We start from the raw sequence: 16090 nt of genomic DNA on the forward strand, positions 1-16090 counted from the left end.
TTTGCCGCCGATCACGTCCGGCCCGGGGGCCCGCTGCAGCTCGTGGCTGAGCTGTTCGAGCTCGCTGCCGCCCGCCATCTGGCGGGTGAGCTCGTCGAGGGCGATCTCCGACTTGGCGTGGCTGCCTGCCATCGCGCCGCGCTTGAGCAGCACGAAGCGGTCACCGACCAGATACGCGTGGTGAGGGTTGTGGGTGATCAACACCACGCCCAGGCCGGCGTCGCGCGCCGCGGCCACGTACTTCAGGACCACGCCCGACTGCTTGACGCCGAGCGCCGCGGTCGGCTCGTCGAGGACGAGCACCTTCGCGCCGAAGTAGACCGCCCGCGCGATGGCCACGCACTGGCGCTCGCCGCCGGAGAGGGTGCCGATGGGCTGGTCGACGTCGCGCAGGTCGATGCCCATGCGCAGCAGCTCGCTGCGCGTGGTCTCGCGCATGTGCTGCACGTCGAGCCGCTTGAAGGGGCCTGCGCCCTTCGTGGGCTCGGAGCCGAGGAAGAAGTTCCGCCAGACCGGCATGAGCGGGACGACCGCGAGGTCCTGGTAGACCGTGGCGATGCCGCGGTCGAGGGCCTCGCGGGGGGAGGCGAGCTTCGTCTCCTCGCCCTCGATCTCGAAGCTGCCGGCGTCGTGCTGGTGCAGACCCGCGACGATCTTGATGAGGGTGGACTTGCCGGCGCCGTTGTCGCCGAGCACACAGGTGATCTCGCCCGCGTGGACCTCCAGGGAGACCCCTTCGAGGGCGCGGATGTTCCCGTAGAACTTGCTGACGTCGGTCAGCTTGACCAGGGCAGCAGCACTCATTTGCGGGCCTCCGCCCTCTTGCGCACCCAGGCGTTCAGCAGCGTCGCCAGGAGCAGCATCGCGCCCAGGAAGAACTTGAACCAGTCCGGGTTCCACTGCGCGTAGACGATGCCCTTGCTGGCCATGCCGAAGATGAACGCGCCGACCGCGGAGCCGATGGCGGAGCCGTAGCCGCCGGTCATCAGGCAGCCGCCGATGACGGCCGCGATGATGTAGAGGAGTTCGTTGCCGACGCCCTCGCCGGACTGCACCACGTCGTAGGACATGAGCAGGTGCTGGCCGGAGATCCAGGCGCAGAAGGCGACCGCCATATACAGGGCGATCTTGGTGCCCTTGACGGGGACGCCGACCGCGCGGGCCGCGTCGGAGTTGCCGCCCACCGCGAAGATCCAGTTGCCGGCGCGGGTGCGCAGCAGGACCCAGGTGGCCAGGGCGACCAGGCCGAGCCACCACAGGATGGTGATCTGGAGGTCCACGCCGCCGATCGTCAGGTGCGAGGCGAAGACCGCGCGGGCGGACTCGAAGCCCTCCATGTCCCCGATGGTCTTGGTGGAGACGGTGCCGCCGATGAGCTTGGTGAAACCCAGGTTCAAACCGGTCAGCATCAGGAAGGTGGCCAGCGTGATGATGAAGCTGGGCAGCTTGGTGCGGGTGAGCACGAAGCCGTTGAAGAAGCCGACGGCGAGCATCACGAGCAGCGAGACGCCGGCGCCGGCCCAGACGTTGGCCGTCATCTGGTAGCTGAACATCGAGGAGACCAGCGCGGCGCTGGTCACCATCACACCGGCAGAGAGGTCGAACTCGCCGCCGATCATCAGCAGCGCCACGGGCACGGCCATGATGCCGATGGTCGAGGAGGCGTAGAGCACCGTCGACAGGCTCGACGTCTGCAGGAAGCTGTCGGCGACGACCGAGAAGAAGACGAAGACCGCCACCGCGCCGACGACCGCACCGAGCTCGGGGCGGCCGAGCAGCCGGCGCAGGTGCGAGCGGTGCATCAGCCGTTCGTCGGAGGCGTCCTGGACGGGGGCCGTGGCGGGGGCGCTCATCGCGTGCCCCGCTTGGCGTACTCGGCGAGGGTCTTGGCGTCGTCCTTGGTGACGATCTGCGGGCCGGTCAGGACCGGGCGGCCGCCGCCGAGCATGTCGCGGTTGTAGCGGTAGAGCCACAGCAGGTCGACGGCCTCGTAGCCCTGCAGGTACGGGTCCTGGTCGACGGCGAAGCCGAGCTTGCCGGACTGCAGGGCCTCGGCGACCTTGGCGTTGAGGTCGAAGGTGTCGACCTCGGCCTTGCTGCCGGCCTGCTCGGCGGCCTTGACCGCGGTGGGGGCGAAGGGGGCACCGAGCGTGACGACGGCGTCGATGTCCTTGTCGGACTGCAGCTTCGCCTCGATGGACGACTGCACGCCGGGCATGTTCGTGCCCTCGACGTAGAGGTTCTGCACCTCGCCCTTGAAGGACTTCTTCACGCCGTCGCAGCGCTGCTCATGGCCGACGTTGCCCTGCTCGTGCAGGACGCAGACCGCCTTCTTCCTGCCGCGCTCGTTGAGCTGCTCGCCGACCGCCTCGCCGGCGATGACCTCGTCCTGGCCGATGTGGGTGAGCGCGCCGAACTCCTTGGACTTGTCGGAGCCCGAGTTCACGGTGATCACCGGGATGCCGGCCTTCTTGGCCTTGGCCACGACGTCCTTCATGGCGTCGGGCTTGGCGAGCGTGACGATCAGGCCGTCGACCTTCTGGTCGATCATGGCCTGGACGCTCTGCGCCTGCTTGTTGCCCTCCACGTCATGGGCGTAGAGGAATTTGATGTTGTCCTTCGCGGCCGCCTGCTTGGCGCCGCTCTGGACGATGTCCCAGAAGGTGTCGCCATCGCCCGAGTGAGTGACCATCGCGAAGGTCCAGCGGGGCGTGTCGACCGCGGCGCGGCCCTGGGCGGCCTTGGCCGCCCGCTCCTCCGCGCGCTTGCCGCCCGTAGCGCTGCACCCCGCCAGGGTGGCGCCGAGCACCGCTGCCAGCACGGCGCTCACCGCACGTACGCCTGTCCGAACCCTTGCCACGAGGAGTTGCCCTTCTCACTGTCTGTCACGGTGCGGCCGGACCCCGATTCCGGCGGGCCCAACCGCCCAAGTATCCGTCACCATCCGTCACCGCTGACCGCGGGGGCTTCAGCGGGTACCGCCGGGGGCTGCTGCATGTGGGTGGAGTTCTAGTGGCGGGCGCCCCACCGCGTCAAGACTTTGTCCGAACATTCTGATGGCATGACGTAAGGGAGCAGGACCGGCCGGGCGGACGGGGCCGGGACCGGCCGGGACCGGACCCGGGCCGCCTACGAGCGGACCAGCAGCTGGAATTCGAAGGAGTAGCGCGAGGCCCGGTAGACGTGCGAACCGTACTCGACGGCGCGGCCGGTGTCGTCGTACGTGGTCCGCTCCATCGTCAGCAGCGGGGCGCCCTCCGGCTCGGCCAGCCGCTCGCCCTCCTCGGCGGTCGCGGCGCGGGCGCCGATCGTCTGCCGGGCGCTGTGCAGCGTGATGCCGGCAGCACGGATGAGGCGGTAGAGGCCGGTCTCCTCCAGGCGGGCGGGGCCGGCGTCGAGGAGGCCCACGGGCAGGTGGTTGCACAGGTGGGCCATGGGTTCGCCGTGGGCGAGGCGCAGCCGCTCGATGCGCAGGACCTCGGTGCCCTCGGGCACGCCGAGGGCAGCGGCGACGCCCGCCGCGGCGGCCTCGGTCCCGTGGTGGAGCACCCGGGTGGCGGGCTGCTGGCCCGCCGCTTCGAGGTCGTCGTAGAGGCTGCTGAGCTCCAGGGGGCGCTTGACCTGGCTGTGCAGCACCTGGGTACCGACGCCGCGGCGGCGGACGAGCAGGCCCTTGTCCACCAGCGACTGGATGGCCTGGCGGACGGTGGGCCGGGACAGGCCGAGCCGCGCGGCGAGGTCGATCTCGTTGCCGAGCAGGCTGCCGGGGGCGAGCCCGCCCTGCTCGATGGCCGCTTCGAGCTGCTGGGACAGCTGGTAGTAGAGCGGGACGGGGCTGCTGCGGTCCAGGCTGAACTGGAGGGGTGGTTGGTTCGCCACGAAGGGAGCCTAGCCGCGGGACCGGATGACGGGAAGTTCGTAGGTCAGGTTGTCCGGACATATAACGGTGCGTATCCGCCGTTACCGATACGAGTGACCGCGGCGTCAACCTCGTGCCCCTTGCAGGCGTCTTGTGCAATACAGATGTCAGTACTGATGTCACTGGATATCCACTGATTTTCACCTAAGCCCCCTACGGGGGCCGGTGAGGGGAGATGGGCGGCGCCGTGGAAGAGCTGGCTCTGGGGGTGGCGCTCGGCTTCAGCGCGGGGATCAGCCCGGGCCCGCTGCTCGCGCTGGTGCTGTCGGGGACCCTGCGCGGCGGGCTCGGCGTCGGGCTGCGCGTGGCGGCCGTGCCCCTGCTCACCGACCTGCCGGTGATCGTGCTGGCCGTGACCGTGCTGGCCGTGCTGCCCGAGCGGGCGATCGCCGGCGGCGGTGTGCTCGGCGGCCTCTTCCTCGCCTGGCTGGCCGTCTCCACCCTGCGCGAGGCCCGTACGGCCGAGGTGCCCGAGGTGTGCGACACGGCGGAAGCCCGGGTCCAGGGCCGCCGGACCCTCTGGCAGGGCGCGCTCGTCAACCTCCTCAGCCCGCACCCGTGGATGTTCTGGCTGACGACGGGGGCGCCGCTGCTCGTGGCCGCCTGGCGCAACGGACCGCCCGGCGCCGGCGGCTTCCTCTTCGGCTTCTACGGGCTGCTCGTCGGCAGCAAGGCCGCGCTCGCCGTCGTGGTCGCCCGGGCGCGGCACCGGATCGGCACCCGCGGCTACCGGCTGCTGCTCGGCGGCTCGGGCGTACTGCTGCTGGCGGCCTCGGCCTTACTGCTGGTGGAGTTCGGCTCCGCACTGACGGCGTAGCCCTTCTGGTACCGGCGGCCGCCCGCTAGGGGCGCAAAAGCGCTACTTTGCCCCGATCACTCAACCTCAATACCGGTCTGGTCGGTTTTTCTGACTGACAAGAAACCGTGACGGGGGGACAACCCATGAACCACGGAAACGATCACTGCACTCTCCCGGACGGCGGCGGGGCGGACTCCGGCCTCGCGCGCATCCGGCTCTACGACCAGCGGGAGGCCGCCGCGGAGGAGCTGCTGCGGCCCGTCCACGCATGGATCTCCGGACACGTCGCCCGGCCCCACCCCGACCTCGGCCGCCGCGGGGCGGTCTGCCCGTTCGTCCCGCTCTCGCAGCGGCTCGGGCTGATCCGCTACGCGCTCGCCGAGCCGCCGGTGCGCGACGAGGCCGGGCTCGTGGCCGCCGTCGCCGCGCTCAAGGCGCACTGGCTGGCCATGGAGCCGCACAGCGGGCAGCACACCATCGACAAGACCATAGTCCTGGTCCTGCCCGGGGTGGCGGCCGCGACCGTGGTCCGCGTCCACGACCGGCTCAAGCCGGAGTTCGTGGCGGAGGGGATGATGCTCGGCGAGTTCTTCCCCGGGCACCCGGGGCCGGGGCTGCACAACCCCGACTTCCGCCCGCTGCACAGCGACACCCCGCTGCTCGTCGCCCGCAGCATGGTCGGCAACGACCTGCCGTTCCTGGCCGAGCAGCGCTACCCGCCCGCGCGGCGCGCAGGCTTCGTGGAGTCCTTCCTGAGGCACCAGCCGGGGGCGAGCCCTATCGCCCGGCAGCGGGCCCGCGCCGAACTGGAGCGCGCCCGCGACGAGCTGGGGCACCCGCCGCCCGCCTGAGGCCGGAGGGCGGCCGGGCACCCTCAGAAGCGGACGGGCAGCCGGTGCGGGCCCCTGATGAGGAGGCCCTCGCGCCAGGTGAGGGAGTCCGGGTGGGCGTCCAGGGCGAGATCCGGGCAGCGCTCCAGCAGGGAGCCGATGGCGGCCCGGGCCTCCAGGCGGGCCAGCGGGGCGCCCAGGCAGTAGTGGATGCCGTGGCCGAAGGCCACGTGGCCGCGGGCGTCGCGGCGGACATCGAACCGCGCGGCGTCCGGGAAGCGCGCCGGATCGCGGTCGGCGTCGGCCAGCACGGGCAGCACGAGCTCGCCCCCGCCGGGTATGAGCGTGCCGCCGATCTCCAGGGGTGCGGTGGTGAAGCGGTACGTGGGGGTCTCCAGCGGCCCGTCGTAGCGCAGCATCTCCTCGACGGCGTTGTCCAGCAGGCCGGGGTCGGCGCGCAGGGCGGCCAGCTGGCCGGGGTGCTGCAGGAGGGCGAGGACGCCGTTCGAGATCAGGTTGACCGTGGTCTCGTGGCCGGCCACGAGGAGGAGCCACGCCGTGCCGAGGAGCTCCTCGGGCGAGAGCCGGTCGCCGTCCTCGTCCGCGGTGCTGATCAGGGCGCTCATCAGGTCGTCGCCGGGATCCCGGCGCTTGGCGGCGATGAGCCCGTTCAGATAGGCGGTGACCTCGCGGGAGACGGTGATCTTCTCCTCGGCCGGGCCCGCGCCGACGCTGACGTTCGACCAGTGGCGGAAGGCCTCGCGGTCGAGGTCGGGCACGCCGAGGAGGTCGCAGATGACGCCCATGGGCAGGGGGAAGGACAGGGCCTCCACCAGGTCGGCGCGGCGGCCGGGCGCCGTCAGCATGGCGTCGAGCAGCTCGTCGGTCATCCGCTGTACGCGGGGCGCCATTTCCCCGACGCGCCGCGGCGTGAACTCCTTGGCGACGAGCTTGCGCAGCCGGGTGTGGTCCGGCGCGTCCAGCACCAGCATGTTCGGCCCGGCGGAGGCCCGGATCAGGCTGATGTCCGAGGCGGCCTTCGCCCAGTCCTTCGTCAGCCGCGGGTCGTTGAGCGCGGCGCGCACCTCGTCGTAGCCGAGGACGAGCCAGGCCTCGGCGCCCTCCGGCATGCGCACGCGGTGCACGGGGCCCTGCTCGCGCAGGGCGGCGTAGACCCGGTGCGGATGCCGGGCGAACTCCTCCCCCATGGCCTCCAGATCGACGATCGTCCTTGCTTCGGCCGCGCCCATGGCGTCCCCCCTCGCTCCGGAAGATCATCATGAATTGCGGAGAGTGATCGACTCAAGGGCGCTTTCCGGACAGCTGTTCGCCTTCCGGCCAGGAGGGGAGGGTGGCGACCCGGGCCGCGGCGCCGGCCGGTCCTCCGGAGTCGTTGACGACGTGACGCAGTGTGCAGCCGCCGTCGAGCGAGACGGCCACGAGGCTGTGCAGGCGCACGCCGGGCCTGCGGGGCGCCGCGAAGGCGCGGTCGGCGGCGAGCCCGGGCGCGGTCGTGAAGTGGCAGTAGCTGCCCAGGCCCCAGGCCTCGTGGCGGGTCACGGAGGGGGCGACCCGGTAGGCGGGGTAGCCCGTGCGCCGGCCGTCGCTCCAGGCGGCGCGGCCGGGAGGGTCGTAGGGCAGCTCGTTCTGGAAGAAGTACGTGCGGCCTCCCTCGCCGTTCCACAGCGTCTGGTGCCGCTGGTAGTGCTCCACGAACAGGCCGTACATCGTGACGTCCGCTCCGTCGACGACCAGCCCCTCGGCGGCGGTGTTGACGGTCCATCCGACGCCGCGGCCGTGGTCGGCGCGCCACAGCCACAGGTTGTCGCCGATCACGTCCGGGCTGTGCACCGCCAGGCTCCTGACGGCCCGTCCGGGGCCGGCGCCGCCGATGCGGAAGAAGACGTCGTGCAGCGAGACGGGGTCGGCGGCGTGGCGGCGGCGGGCGCCGGGCGGGCCGATCTCCATCAGCACCGGCGAGGCCGCGCGCCCCGCGTCGACGAGCAGGCCCGCGAGGCGGACGCCGTCGACGTCGGCGACGGTCAGGGCGGCGGTGCCCCGGTCGGGGACGAGCGTGGCGAGCCCCAGGCCGAGGACGACGGTGCCGGGACGGGTGACGCGCAGGGGCCGGTCGAGGTGGTGGACGCCGGGCGTGATCAGGAGGTCCTTGCCCCGCGCGAGCGCCTCGTTGATCCGGGCGGCGCGGGTGCCCGGCCGGACGACGAAGAAGCGGCCGAGCGGGCGGGAGGCGCCGGGCCCGGCCGCCCCGCCGGACCACGTGGTGCCCCGGGCTGCCCGGCGCAGGGCGGGGACGAAGACCCGGTAGGCGCCCGACCGGTCGATGTGCAGGAAGGGCTTCTCGCGGACGACGGGGGTGCGCCCGACGCTGGTGCGGGGCGGGTCGGGGAAGGTCGTCGGCGGGGCGCCCCGCACCCCGGCGAACACCATGTTCCAGGTGGCGCCGGACCAGCCGCCGCGGAGCTCGCTGTTGCGCGTGAGCCACTGCTGCTGGGTGCCCGAGAGCACCCGCCCGTCGATCAGGGAGTCGGCGGTGAACCCGCCGCTCGACCAGCCGCCGTCGTCCAGGCGGAGGTCACCGCGCAGGTGCATGCGGCGGTACGGGGCGGCCTGGGAGACGGCCCAGCGGTCGGCGCCGGAGGCGGGGGTGACGGAGAGGTTCTCGGCGGCGCGCCAGAAGTTCTGCGTCGCGTTGCCCTTGAACCAGTCGGCCTCGGCGTGCACCGCGCCCCTGACCGTGACGTCGTCGGGCCGCAGTCCCAGGCCCGCCACCTGTGTGTAGAAGCCGACGTTGACGTCCACGTCGTAGGTGCCCGGCTTGAACAGCAGCGCCTCGCGGCCGGGGCCGAACTGGGCGCGCTCCTGCCGCCGGAAGACCTCGTCCAGCGTGCGCTGGATCCGCTGCCGGGGCATGGCCGGGTCGAAGACGTGGACCCCCGGCCCGAGGTCGGGGACACCGGGTGCGCGCGGCGCGGCGGGCGGCTGTTCCGGGGCGAGGGCGAGGCAGGCGGTGGCCACGGAGGCGAGAGCGAGGGTGCCGAGCCGGGCTCGGCACCCCGCGGGCCGGGTTCTGGACAAGGGCCGGTGTCTCCTCACACGTCGGTCGGCTGCCCGGTGACCGGACCAACCCGCTTCCGAGCGTGAGGAGACGGCGGGTGAGCGGAATCCGCTCGGATGGAGCTGAGGTGACGACCGATCAGCAGCTGAAGTCGATCAGGTCGAACGTCCTGTAGTGGTCGCCGGTGTAGTAGTCCTCGTGGTTGCCCTGGCCGGTGACGATGCGCCGGGCACCGCGGTCGGGCGAGCCGGGGGTCTTGACCGTGTACTCGTGGTAGTAGCCCGAGGCGTGCTTGGGCAGCACGTTCTCGCGGTTGGAGAAGACCGTGCCGTCCTTGGGGTACGGGAACGGGCCGCCCGCGTCGATCAGGCGCAGCGTGTCGTGGGCCTGGGAGGGCAGGTCCGACTTGCAGATGTCGCCGGTGATCTTCATGGCGGCCGGCGCCGGAGCGGTGGCGGCCACGGGGGCCGCCGGGGCGGCGAGCGGCGCGGCGACGGCCGGGCCGCCGGCGAACAGGGCCGAGGCCAGTGCGGCGAGGACGGCCGTGCGGGCGAAGCGCGAAGAGCGCAGGGTGCGATGGGGGGTTGCCTTCATGAGGCCAGCATGACGCGCGTAGCTGTTGTCATGTCAACGACAACGCCGACTGTTTTCCAGGAGTTAACCGGAGGCGCTGTCCGGCTGGGCGGAATCTTTGCCTCAGTGCCGCTGCCTCAGAGCCTTTGCCTCAGAGGCAAAACTTTTGCCTTTAAGGCAGGAACGGTCCTATACCGGAAGCATGACACCGCTGCCCGACGAGCCCGCGGCCGACCTGCCCACCATGGCCCCGCGCCTGCGTGACCTGCGCACCCGCAGTGGGCTGACGCTGGAGGCCGCCGCCGCCCGCGTCGGCCTCTCCCCCGCCCACCTCTCCCGGCTGGAGACCGGCCGGCGGACGCCGTCGCTGCCGATGCTGCTGGCCCTGGCCCGCACCTACGGAACCACGGTATCCGACCTGCTGGGCGAGGCGGCGCCGGAGCGCGATCCCATCGTGCGCGCCGGCCACATGGAGCCGCAGCGGGCCGGGGGCTGGACGTACTGGCGGGCCGGCGGCTCCGGCCGCGCCATGCAGGCCCTGCGCCTGCACGTGCCACCGGAGGCGGGCGGCCAGGCGGAGCTGGTGCGCGTCCATCCGGGCGAGGAGTGGCTGTACGTCACGAGCGGGCGGCTGCGCCTCACCCTGGGCGGGAGCACCCACCTCCTGGACCCGGGCGACGCCGCCCACTTCGACTCGCTCACCCCGCACCGCATCGCCGCCGCGTCGCGCGGCGGGGCCGACCTGCTGTTCATGCACACACTGCTGCAGAGCGGCGCGACCGAGCTGTGCCTCGGCGGCGCCGCGCCCACTCGGAGGGACATGCCGTGAACGACGCCGTGAACGACGCATCCGCGCACACCGCCGGCAAGCGCATGGACGAGGAGGACCGGGCCCCCCTGGGGATGACCGTCCGGGTCGTCATCTACCTCGTGGCCGTCCACTTCTTCGCCGCCTTCCTCTTCCTCCTCTTCTTCCTCGCCGGAGGGTGAGGCTCCGCGCCGGAGGGTGAGGCCGGGGCCGGGCAGCCCTCCCGGAGCGGCCCCCTCCCGCCCGGGTGAGGCGGCCCGCGTGCCGCCCGCGAACGGCATGCCCCGGGACTACGATCGCGGGAGCAGCACGCGGACCGTCCCGGGACAGGAAGGCGGAGCGATGACCCGTACGGCCCAGGAAGTACTGGCGGACGCGGTGCGGGGGCTCGCCCCCGCAGAGGGCGCCAACCGGCTCGTCCCGCTGATCGCCGCCGGTGAGGCCCCGCGCGAGGTGATCGCCGCGTTCGCCCTGGAGCAGCACCACGTCATCGCCGCCGACCGGCGCAGCTTCGCCCACCTCGCCGGGCGCGCGGCCGGGGATCCGGCCGCGGCCCGGTTCTTCGAGGCCCTCGCCCAGGGGGAGGACCTGGCCCTGCCGCTGCTGGGGCCGCTGGTGCTCGCGTGCGGGCTGGACGAGGAGGCCGTCCGCGCCCACGAGCCGCGCCCGGGCTGCCAGGCCTACCCGTCGTACGTCGCCTGGCTCGCGCTCAACGCCGAGCCCGTGGACGCGGCGGTCGCCCTGACCGCCAACTTCGCGGCGTGGGGCGGATACTGCGCCACCGTCGGGGCGGCCCTGCGCGAGCACTACGGCTTCGACAACCCCGCGTGCGGCTTCTTCGACTTCTTCGCCGGGCCCGCGCCCGAGGTGGAGGAGCGGTCCGTCGAGGCCGTGGAGGCCGCTCTGGCGGGCGGGCGGCTGTCCGAACCGCTGGCCCACCGCTACGGACGGCTGCTCCAGGCCTACGAGTTGATGTTCTGGGACGGACTCGCTGTACGGTGAAACCATGCCCGTAGCCGCAGAGCCCGCAGCCGTCGTCTACCGCCCCGCCCGCCCCGGCGAGCACGCCGCGGCCGAGGCGATCGACAACTCCTTCACGACGCACACCGTCCTCGAAGTCAGCGCGTCCGGCGAGGGGTTCCGGCTGCGCGAGGCGCCCGTCGACCCGCCCCTGCGCAAGGTCTACCCGGACGAGGACGAAGAAGGCGGCGACGAGGAGGCCCACGTCATCGTCGCCCTCGACGGGGACGCCCTGTGCGGTGCCGTCACCCTCACCCACTCGGCGTGGAACGACCGGCTGGTGGTCGCCGACATCAGGGTGGCGCCCGGCCACCGCGGCCGCGGCATCGGCCCCGGCCTCATGGAGCACGCGCTGGCCCACGGCCGGGAACGGGGCGCCCGCACCGCCTGGCTGGAGGTCACGAACGTCAACGCGCCGGCCGTACGGGCCTACCGCCGCATGGGGTTCGCCCTGTGCGGGCTGGACACGTCCCTCTACCTGGGCACGGCCTCGGAGGGCGAGACGGCCCTGTTCATGAGCCGTCCGCTGTGAGGCCCTCCCCGTGCAGGCCCCTCTCGCCCGCCTCCGTCAGCGAGCCGTGGACGCGCAGGCGTGCCACGCCCCCGTCCGGGTGGATGTCCACGCGCACGTGGGTCGCCACCGGGGCGCCGTTCAGGGGGAACCGGTGCACCGCGTCGGGCTGGAGGCGGGTGCGGGGCACGACCACCGTCCAGCCGGCGGAGCCGCCGGCCGGGCCGGCGCCGGAGGCCGCGTCGAGGACGGAGACCTCCGCCCAGCCCGGGGCGTTGCCCTTGTAGCAGCCGGTGTCGATCTCGACGGCGCGCAGCACGGCCTGCCCGGTGAGGCGGTAGCGGACCCAGTCGTGTCCCCGGTCGCGGCGGCGGCGCGTCTCCCAGCCGTCGTCCATCTTCCGCGAGCGGCCCGGCAGGACGGTGTTGAGCGGGGAGGAGTAGAAGTGGTCCGAGGCGCCCTCGGGGCGCCCGCCGTTCTCCAGCGCGGCGAGGTCGAAGGTGCCGAGGGCGGCGAGCCAGGCCGGGTCGGGGCGCACCTCGCCGTGCACCCGCAGCCGGGCGATGCCGCCGTCGGGGTACTGGCACAGCCTCAGGTGGGTGAAGCGTTCCCCGGAGCGGACGGCGAAGCCGTTGGCCGCGTGGCCGCCGACGGGCGTACGCGGCACGAGGACCGTCCACTTGACGTCGTCGGCGAGGAGTTCGCCGGGCGAGGGCGTGCCCGGGAGGCGGGCGGCCTCGACGGAGACGGCCTGCGGGTGGTTGCCGCGGAAGTGGGCGGTGTCGACGACGAGGCCGCGGATCACGCCGGGCGCGCCGAGGCGGATCAGCGCCCAGTCGTGGTCGTCGTCCGCGGGGTGCGGCCGGCCGGCGTCCGGCCCGCGCCTGCGGCGGGTCTCCCAGCCGTCCATGACCTTGCCCTTGTGGCCGAAGAGGGCGGGGTCGAAGTGCGCGGGGGCGGGGGTGAGGAGGTTCTCGCGGTCGGCGAAGAACTCGTCGCTGGCGGCGACGACGCCCGCCCCGAGGCGGCGGTCGGCGAGGTCGGGCAGGGCGGTGAAGGGGAGGTCCGCGGCGCGGTAGTCGGCGTACGGGTCCCCGCCCGCGTACGGTGCGGCGCCGCCCGCGAAGGAGGGTATGCCGGGGCTGCCGTCCGGTGTGCTCGTCATGCGCTGCGCTGCCTTTCGAGGAGGAGGCCGGCGGGCTGCTCGGCGAGGGCGCCGTCGCAGGCGATCCTGCGGCCGCGCAGCCAGGTGGACCGCACGACGCCGTGGAGGGTCTTCCCGGCGTAGGCGGTGACGCGGTTGCGGTGGTGGAGTGCGCCCGGGTCGACCGTGAAGGAGGCCTCGGGGGCGAGGACGGCGAAGTCCGCGTCGCGGCCCGGCTCCACGGCTCCCTTGCGGTGCAGGCCGGCGAGGGCCGCGGGCCCGGTGGACATCCAGCGGGCGACGTCGCCGAGGGTGTGCCCGCGGCGGCGGGCGGCGGTCCAGACGGCGGGGAGGCCGAGCTGCAGGGACGCGATGCCGCCCCAGGCGGTGCCGAAGTCGGGGACCTTGAGGTCGGCGGTGCAGGGCGAGTGGTCGGAGACGACGCAGTCGATCGTCCCGTCGGCCAGGGCCGCCCACAGGGCGTCCTGGTTGGCGGCCTCCCGTATGGGCGGGCAGCACTTGAACTCGGTGGCCCCGTCCGGGACTTCCTCGGCCGTCAGCGTCAGGAAGTGCGGGCAGGTCTCGGCGGTGACCGCCAGGCCCTCCGCCTTCGCCGCGGCGATCACCGGGAGGGCGTCGGAGGACGACAGGTGCAGGACGTGCACGCGGGTGCCCAGGCGCCGGGAGACGGCGACGAGACGGGCGACGGCCTCGTTCTCGGCGGCGCGGGGGCGGGAGGCGAGGAAGTCGGCGTAGCGCGGGCCGCCGCGCTGCGGGGCGCGCTCCAGGTGGGCGGGGTCCTCGGCGTGCACGATCAGCAGGCCGTCCAGCTCGGCGACGCGCCCCGCGACCGCCTCCAGGTCGCCGGGGCCGAGGGCGGGGAACTCCTCGACGCCCGACGGCGACAGGAACGCCTTGAAGCCGAAGACGCCCGCGTCGTGCAGGGGGCGTAGGTCGCCCCTGTTCCCCGGTACGGCGCCGCCCCAGAAGCCGACGTCCACGTGGGCGGCGGGGCGTGCCACGCCCTGCTTCACCCGCAGGTGGGCGACGGTGGTGGTGGGCGGGATGCTGTTGAGCGGCATGTCGAGGAGCGTGGTGACGCCGCCGGCCGCGGCGGCGCGCGTGGCCGGCCGGAAGCCCTCCCAGGCGGTGCGGCCCGGGTCGTTCACGTGCACGTGGGTGTCCACGAGTCCGGGGAGCAGGGCGTCGTCGCCCAGGTCCGCCACGGCGGCCCCCGGGGGCGGCTCCGCCTCGTACGGGCGGACCGCGGTGATCGTGCCGCCGGTGACGGCGACCGAGGCCGGGCGGGTGCCCTCCGGCGTGACGACGCGCGTCGAGCGCAGCACCAGGTCCTCCGTGGACACGCCGGCCACGTCCCCTCCCGGAAATTCAACGTTCTGTTGAACGACGGTGGGGGCAGTCTTCTGTCGCTCCCCTCACCCGTCAAGACCTCCGGGGGCGGAGGGGGGCCGCGCGAGCCCGGTAGGCTGCTCCCACCCCGTACCCGAAAGGATCCGCCGTGCCCCCGTCCGCCGAGCCCCGCACCCCCGCCCCCAGCGGAGGCGTCCAGTCCCTGGAGCGCGCCTTCGACCTGCTGGAGCGGATGGCCGACGCGGGCGGCGAGGTCGGGCTGAGCGAGCTGGCCACGAGCAGCGGGCTGCCGCTGCCGACCATCCACCGGCTGATGCGCACGCTGGTGGCCTGCGGATACGTCCGCCAGCAGCCGAACCGGCGGTACGCGCTCGGGCCGCGGCTCATCCGCCTCGGCGAGAGCGCCTCCCGCCTCCTCGGCACGTGGGCGCGCCCCCACCTGGCGCGGCTCGTCGAGGAGACCGGCGAGACGGCGAACATGGCGCTGCTCGACGGCGACGAGGTCGTCTACGTGGCGCAGGTGCCCTCGCGGCACTCCGTGCGGATGTTCACCGAGGTCGGGCGGCGCGTGCTGCCGCACACCACCGGCGTGGGCAAGGCCCTGCTGGCGCAGAGCCCCGACGAGGAGGTGCGCTCCATCCTCGCCCGCACGGGGATGCCGGCCGCCACCGAGAAGACCATCACCACGCCCGAGGGCTTCCTGGAGGCGCTCGGGCGCGTCCGCGAGAACGGCTTCGCCGTGGACGACAACGAGCAGGAGATCGGCGTGCGGTGCCTGGCGGTGCCGGTGCCGGACTCGCCCACGGCGGCGGCCATCTCCATCTCCGGCCCGGCGGGCCGCGTCACGGACGCCGCGACGGAGCGCATCGTCCCCCTCCTGAAGGAGGTCGCGGCGGCCCTGTCGACGGACCTCGCCGGAGCGAGCGCCGGGCTCGCTTGATCCGCGTGCCCGGCGGGGCGCCTGCGGGCGGCTGAGCGCCGTCGCGGCGGAAGGAAGCGCGGTGCCGCGCGGGCACCGGAAGCGGCAGCCCGCTCCGGGCGCCGCCCGTCCCCGCCGCCGCAACGGCGCAGCCCGGCGGTGCCACGCCTACGGCGAGCCCGGCACCGCCGGAACGGCCGGTTGTAGCTGAGCATCGCTGCAGCGGAAAGAGAACGCCGCACCCGGTACCGGAACGGCCCGGCCGGAAGGGAACGCTGCGGTCGAGCGTCATGCTCGGCCCCACCGCCGTCGAAGCGCTACGCTCCGCCTCGCGGCGGAGGGACGCCGGCGTCCGGTGGGGGCGGGGCGAAGCTGTCCACCGCTTCTTTGAGGTCCGACAGCGTCGGCGACAGGGCGCTCACCGAGCCCACCGCCCCTGCGACCAGCAGCAGCGAGCGCCGCAGGCGCGAGATTTCCGGGTCGCCGGCACGGGCCATCGCGTCGAGCGCCGCCAGCTCGTCCTCCGCCGCGTCGCGGTCGGGTAACGGCGCGGGGTGGCCCGCGAGCGCCCGGCGGAGCCGGGAGACCGCTTCCCGCAGCTCGCTCACCCTAGGATCTCCGGCCACTACGGCGCCTTCAGCCACGGCACTCCCCCTCCCATGCGCTCGCGCGGATCAGTTAACGCCACTTTCCGTACAGAGCGCCATACGCACAGCGAAATGAAGTCCGGAGGTCGCACGCACGGGTGATGGGAGGTCGCCCCTCGCACCGCCGTCAGCGATGCGGTATGCAGGGGCCATGACAGCCACCTCACCCCCGGTCGCCGGCCTGCTGCTCGCCGCGGGCGGCGGACGGCGTCTGGGCGGGCACCCCAAGGCCCTGCTCGGCCTGCACGGCCGCCCGCTCGTGGAGCACGCGGCGCGGGCCCTGCACGAGGGCGGCTGCGCGCCGGTGTACGTGGTGCTGGGCGCGGCGGCCGCGGACGTGCGCGTACACGCCGGCCTCACCCACTGCACCTTGGTGGACAACCCCGACTGGCCGGACGGCATGGGCTCGTCGCTCCGGGCGGGCCTCGCGGCGGTCGCAGCCTCGGACGCGGGGGCCGTCCTCGTCACCCTGG

18 protein-coding genes are annotated in these 16090 nt (G+C 73.6%); 8 read left to right on the forward strand and 10 right to left on the reverse strand.

Annotated elements, in window-relative coordinates; translation table 11 throughout:
- The 4 genes from V7793_RS19850 to V7793_RS19865 form a co-directional block, all read right to left on the reverse strand.
- Positions 1-804: ATP-binding cassette domain-containing protein (locus V7793_RS19850; RefSeq protein WP_336008371.1), on the reverse strand; the 804-nt coding region annotated here is incomplete at its 3' end.
- Positions 801-1853, reverse strand: coding sequence for an ABC transporter permease (locus V7793_RS19855; protein WP_336008373.1), 1053 nt, complete (start codon positions 1851-1853; stop codon positions 801-803). The genes V7793_RS19850 and V7793_RS19855, both read right to left, overlap by 4 nt.
- A complete protein-coding gene (locus V7793_RS19860; protein ID WP_443057948.1) occupies positions 1850-2860 on the reverse strand; it encodes a sugar ABC transporter substrate-binding protein in 1011 nt (336 codons plus the stop codon). Before V7793_RS19860 ends, V7793_RS19855 begins: the two co-directional genes overlap by 4 nt.
- 269 nt (positions 2861-3129) lie before the next feature.
- Positions 3130-3879, reverse strand: coding sequence for a GntR family transcriptional regulator (locus V7793_RS19865; RefSeq protein ID WP_336008377.1), 750 nt, complete (start codon positions 3877-3879; stop codon positions 3130-3132).
- A 227-nt stretch (positions 3880-4106) separates the two neighbouring features.
- On the opposite strand from V7793_RS19865, the gene V7793_RS19870 reads away from it, so the two are divergent.
- Entirely contained in the window at positions 4107-4736 is a 630-nt protein-coding gene (locus V7793_RS19870; protein WP_336008378.1) for a LysE family transporter, read from the forward strand.
- Positions 4737-4861: 125 nt separating this feature from the next.
- A complete protein-coding gene (locus V7793_RS19875; RefSeq protein ID WP_336008380.1) occupies positions 4862-5569 on the forward strand; it encodes a DUF6875 domain-containing protein in 708 nt (235 codons plus the stop codon).
- Between the two features lie 23 nt (positions 5570-5592).
- Here the strand turns inward: V7793_RS19875 and V7793_RS19880 are convergent, their stop codons facing one another.
- From V7793_RS19880 to V7793_RS19890, 3 genes are all read right to left on the reverse strand, one after another.
- Positions 5593-6798 (reverse strand): cytochrome P450 family protein, encoded by a 1206-nt coding sequence (locus tag V7793_RS19880; protein WP_336008382.1) that lies wholly within the window; start codon positions 6796-6798, stop codon positions 5593-5595.
- A 52-nt stretch (positions 6799-6850) separates the two neighbouring features.
- Positions 6851-8644 carry a coagulation factor 5/8 type domain-containing protein gene (locus V7793_RS19885; protein ID WP_336008384.1) on the reverse strand — a complete coding sequence of 598 codons (1794 nt, stop codon included), beginning with the start codon at positions 8642-8644 and terminating at the stop codon, positions 6851-6853.
- A gap of 118 nt (positions 8645-8762) precedes the next feature.
- Positions 8763-9218 (reverse strand): ribonuclease, encoded by a 456-nt coding sequence (locus tag V7793_RS19890; RefSeq protein WP_336008386.1) that lies wholly within the window; start codon positions 9216-9218, stop codon positions 8763-8765.
- 181 nt (positions 9219-9399) lie between these two features.
- On the opposite strand from V7793_RS19890, the gene V7793_RS19895 reads away from it, so the two are divergent.
- The 4 genes from V7793_RS19895 to V7793_RS19910 all read left to right on the forward strand — a co-directional run bounded on the left by V7793_RS19895 (position 9400) and on the right by V7793_RS19910 (position 11557).
- Positions 9400-10026 carry a helix-turn-helix domain-containing protein gene (locus tag V7793_RS19895; protein ID WP_336008388.1) on the forward strand — a complete coding sequence of 209 codons (627 nt, stop codon included), beginning with the start codon at positions 9400-9402 and terminating at the stop codon, positions 10024-10026.
- The gene (locus V7793_RS19900) at positions 10023-10187 is read left to right on the forward strand and encodes a DUF6126 family protein (RefSeq protein WP_336008390.1); all 165 of its coding nucleotides are present in this window, start codon (positions 10023-10025) and stop codon (positions 10185-10187) included. The genes V7793_RS19895 and V7793_RS19900 overlap by 4 nt, the downstream gene beginning before the upstream one ends.
- 160 nt (positions 10188-10347) lie before the next feature.
- A complete protein-coding gene (locus tag V7793_RS19905) occupies positions 10348-11007 on the forward strand; it encodes a transcriptional regulator (protein WP_336008392.1) in 660 nt (219 codons plus the stop codon).
- A 4-nt stretch (positions 11008-11011) separates the two neighbouring features.
- Positions 11012-11557, forward strand: a complete 546-nt coding sequence (locus tag V7793_RS19910) for a GNAT family N-acetyltransferase (RefSeq protein WP_336008394.1) — start codon at positions 11012-11014, stop codon at positions 11555-11557.
- Here V7793_RS19910 and alc read toward each other — a convergent pair.
- Together alc and allB are read right to left on the reverse strand one after the other, a co-directional pair.
- Complete coding sequence (gene alc, locus V7793_RS19915; RefSeq protein ID WP_336008396.1) at positions 11538-12701, reverse strand: allantoicase; 1164 nt, start codon at positions 12699-12701, stop codon at positions 11538-11540. The genes V7793_RS19910 and alc overlap by 20 nt on opposite strands.
- Positions 12698-14044, reverse strand: a complete 1347-nt coding sequence (gene allB / locus V7793_RS19920; protein ID WP_336008398.1) for an allantoinase AllB — start codon at positions 14042-14044, stop codon at positions 12698-12700. Before allB ends, alc begins: the two co-directional genes overlap by 4 nt.
- Positions 14045-14199: 155 nt before the next feature.
- Between allB and V7793_RS19925 the strand changes: the two genes are divergently transcribed.
- Entirely contained in the window at positions 14200-14991 is a 792-nt protein-coding gene (locus tag V7793_RS19925) for an IclR family transcriptional regulator (protein ID WP_058042426.1), read from the forward strand.
- Between the two features lie 296 nt (positions 14992-15287).
- Here V7793_RS19925 and V7793_RS19930 read toward each other — a convergent pair whose 3' ends face one another.
- Complete coding sequence (locus V7793_RS19930; protein ID WP_336008400.1) at positions 15288-15578, reverse strand: DUF5955 family protein; 291 nt, start codon at positions 15576-15578, stop codon at positions 15288-15290.
- A 190-nt stretch (positions 15579-15768) separates the two neighbouring features.
- Here V7793_RS19930 and V7793_RS19935 point away from each other — a divergent pair.
- Positions 15769-16090 (forward strand): nucleotidyltransferase family protein (locus tag V7793_RS19935; protein WP_336008401.1); only part of this gene is annotated, 322 nt, incomplete at its 3' end.

This window comes from Streptomyces sp. KLMMK, from assembly GCF_036961605.1.
In the GTDB taxonomy this organism is placed as follows: domain Bacteria; phylum Actinomycetota; class Actinomycetes; order Streptomycetales; family Streptomycetaceae; genus Streptomyces; species Streptomyces telluris.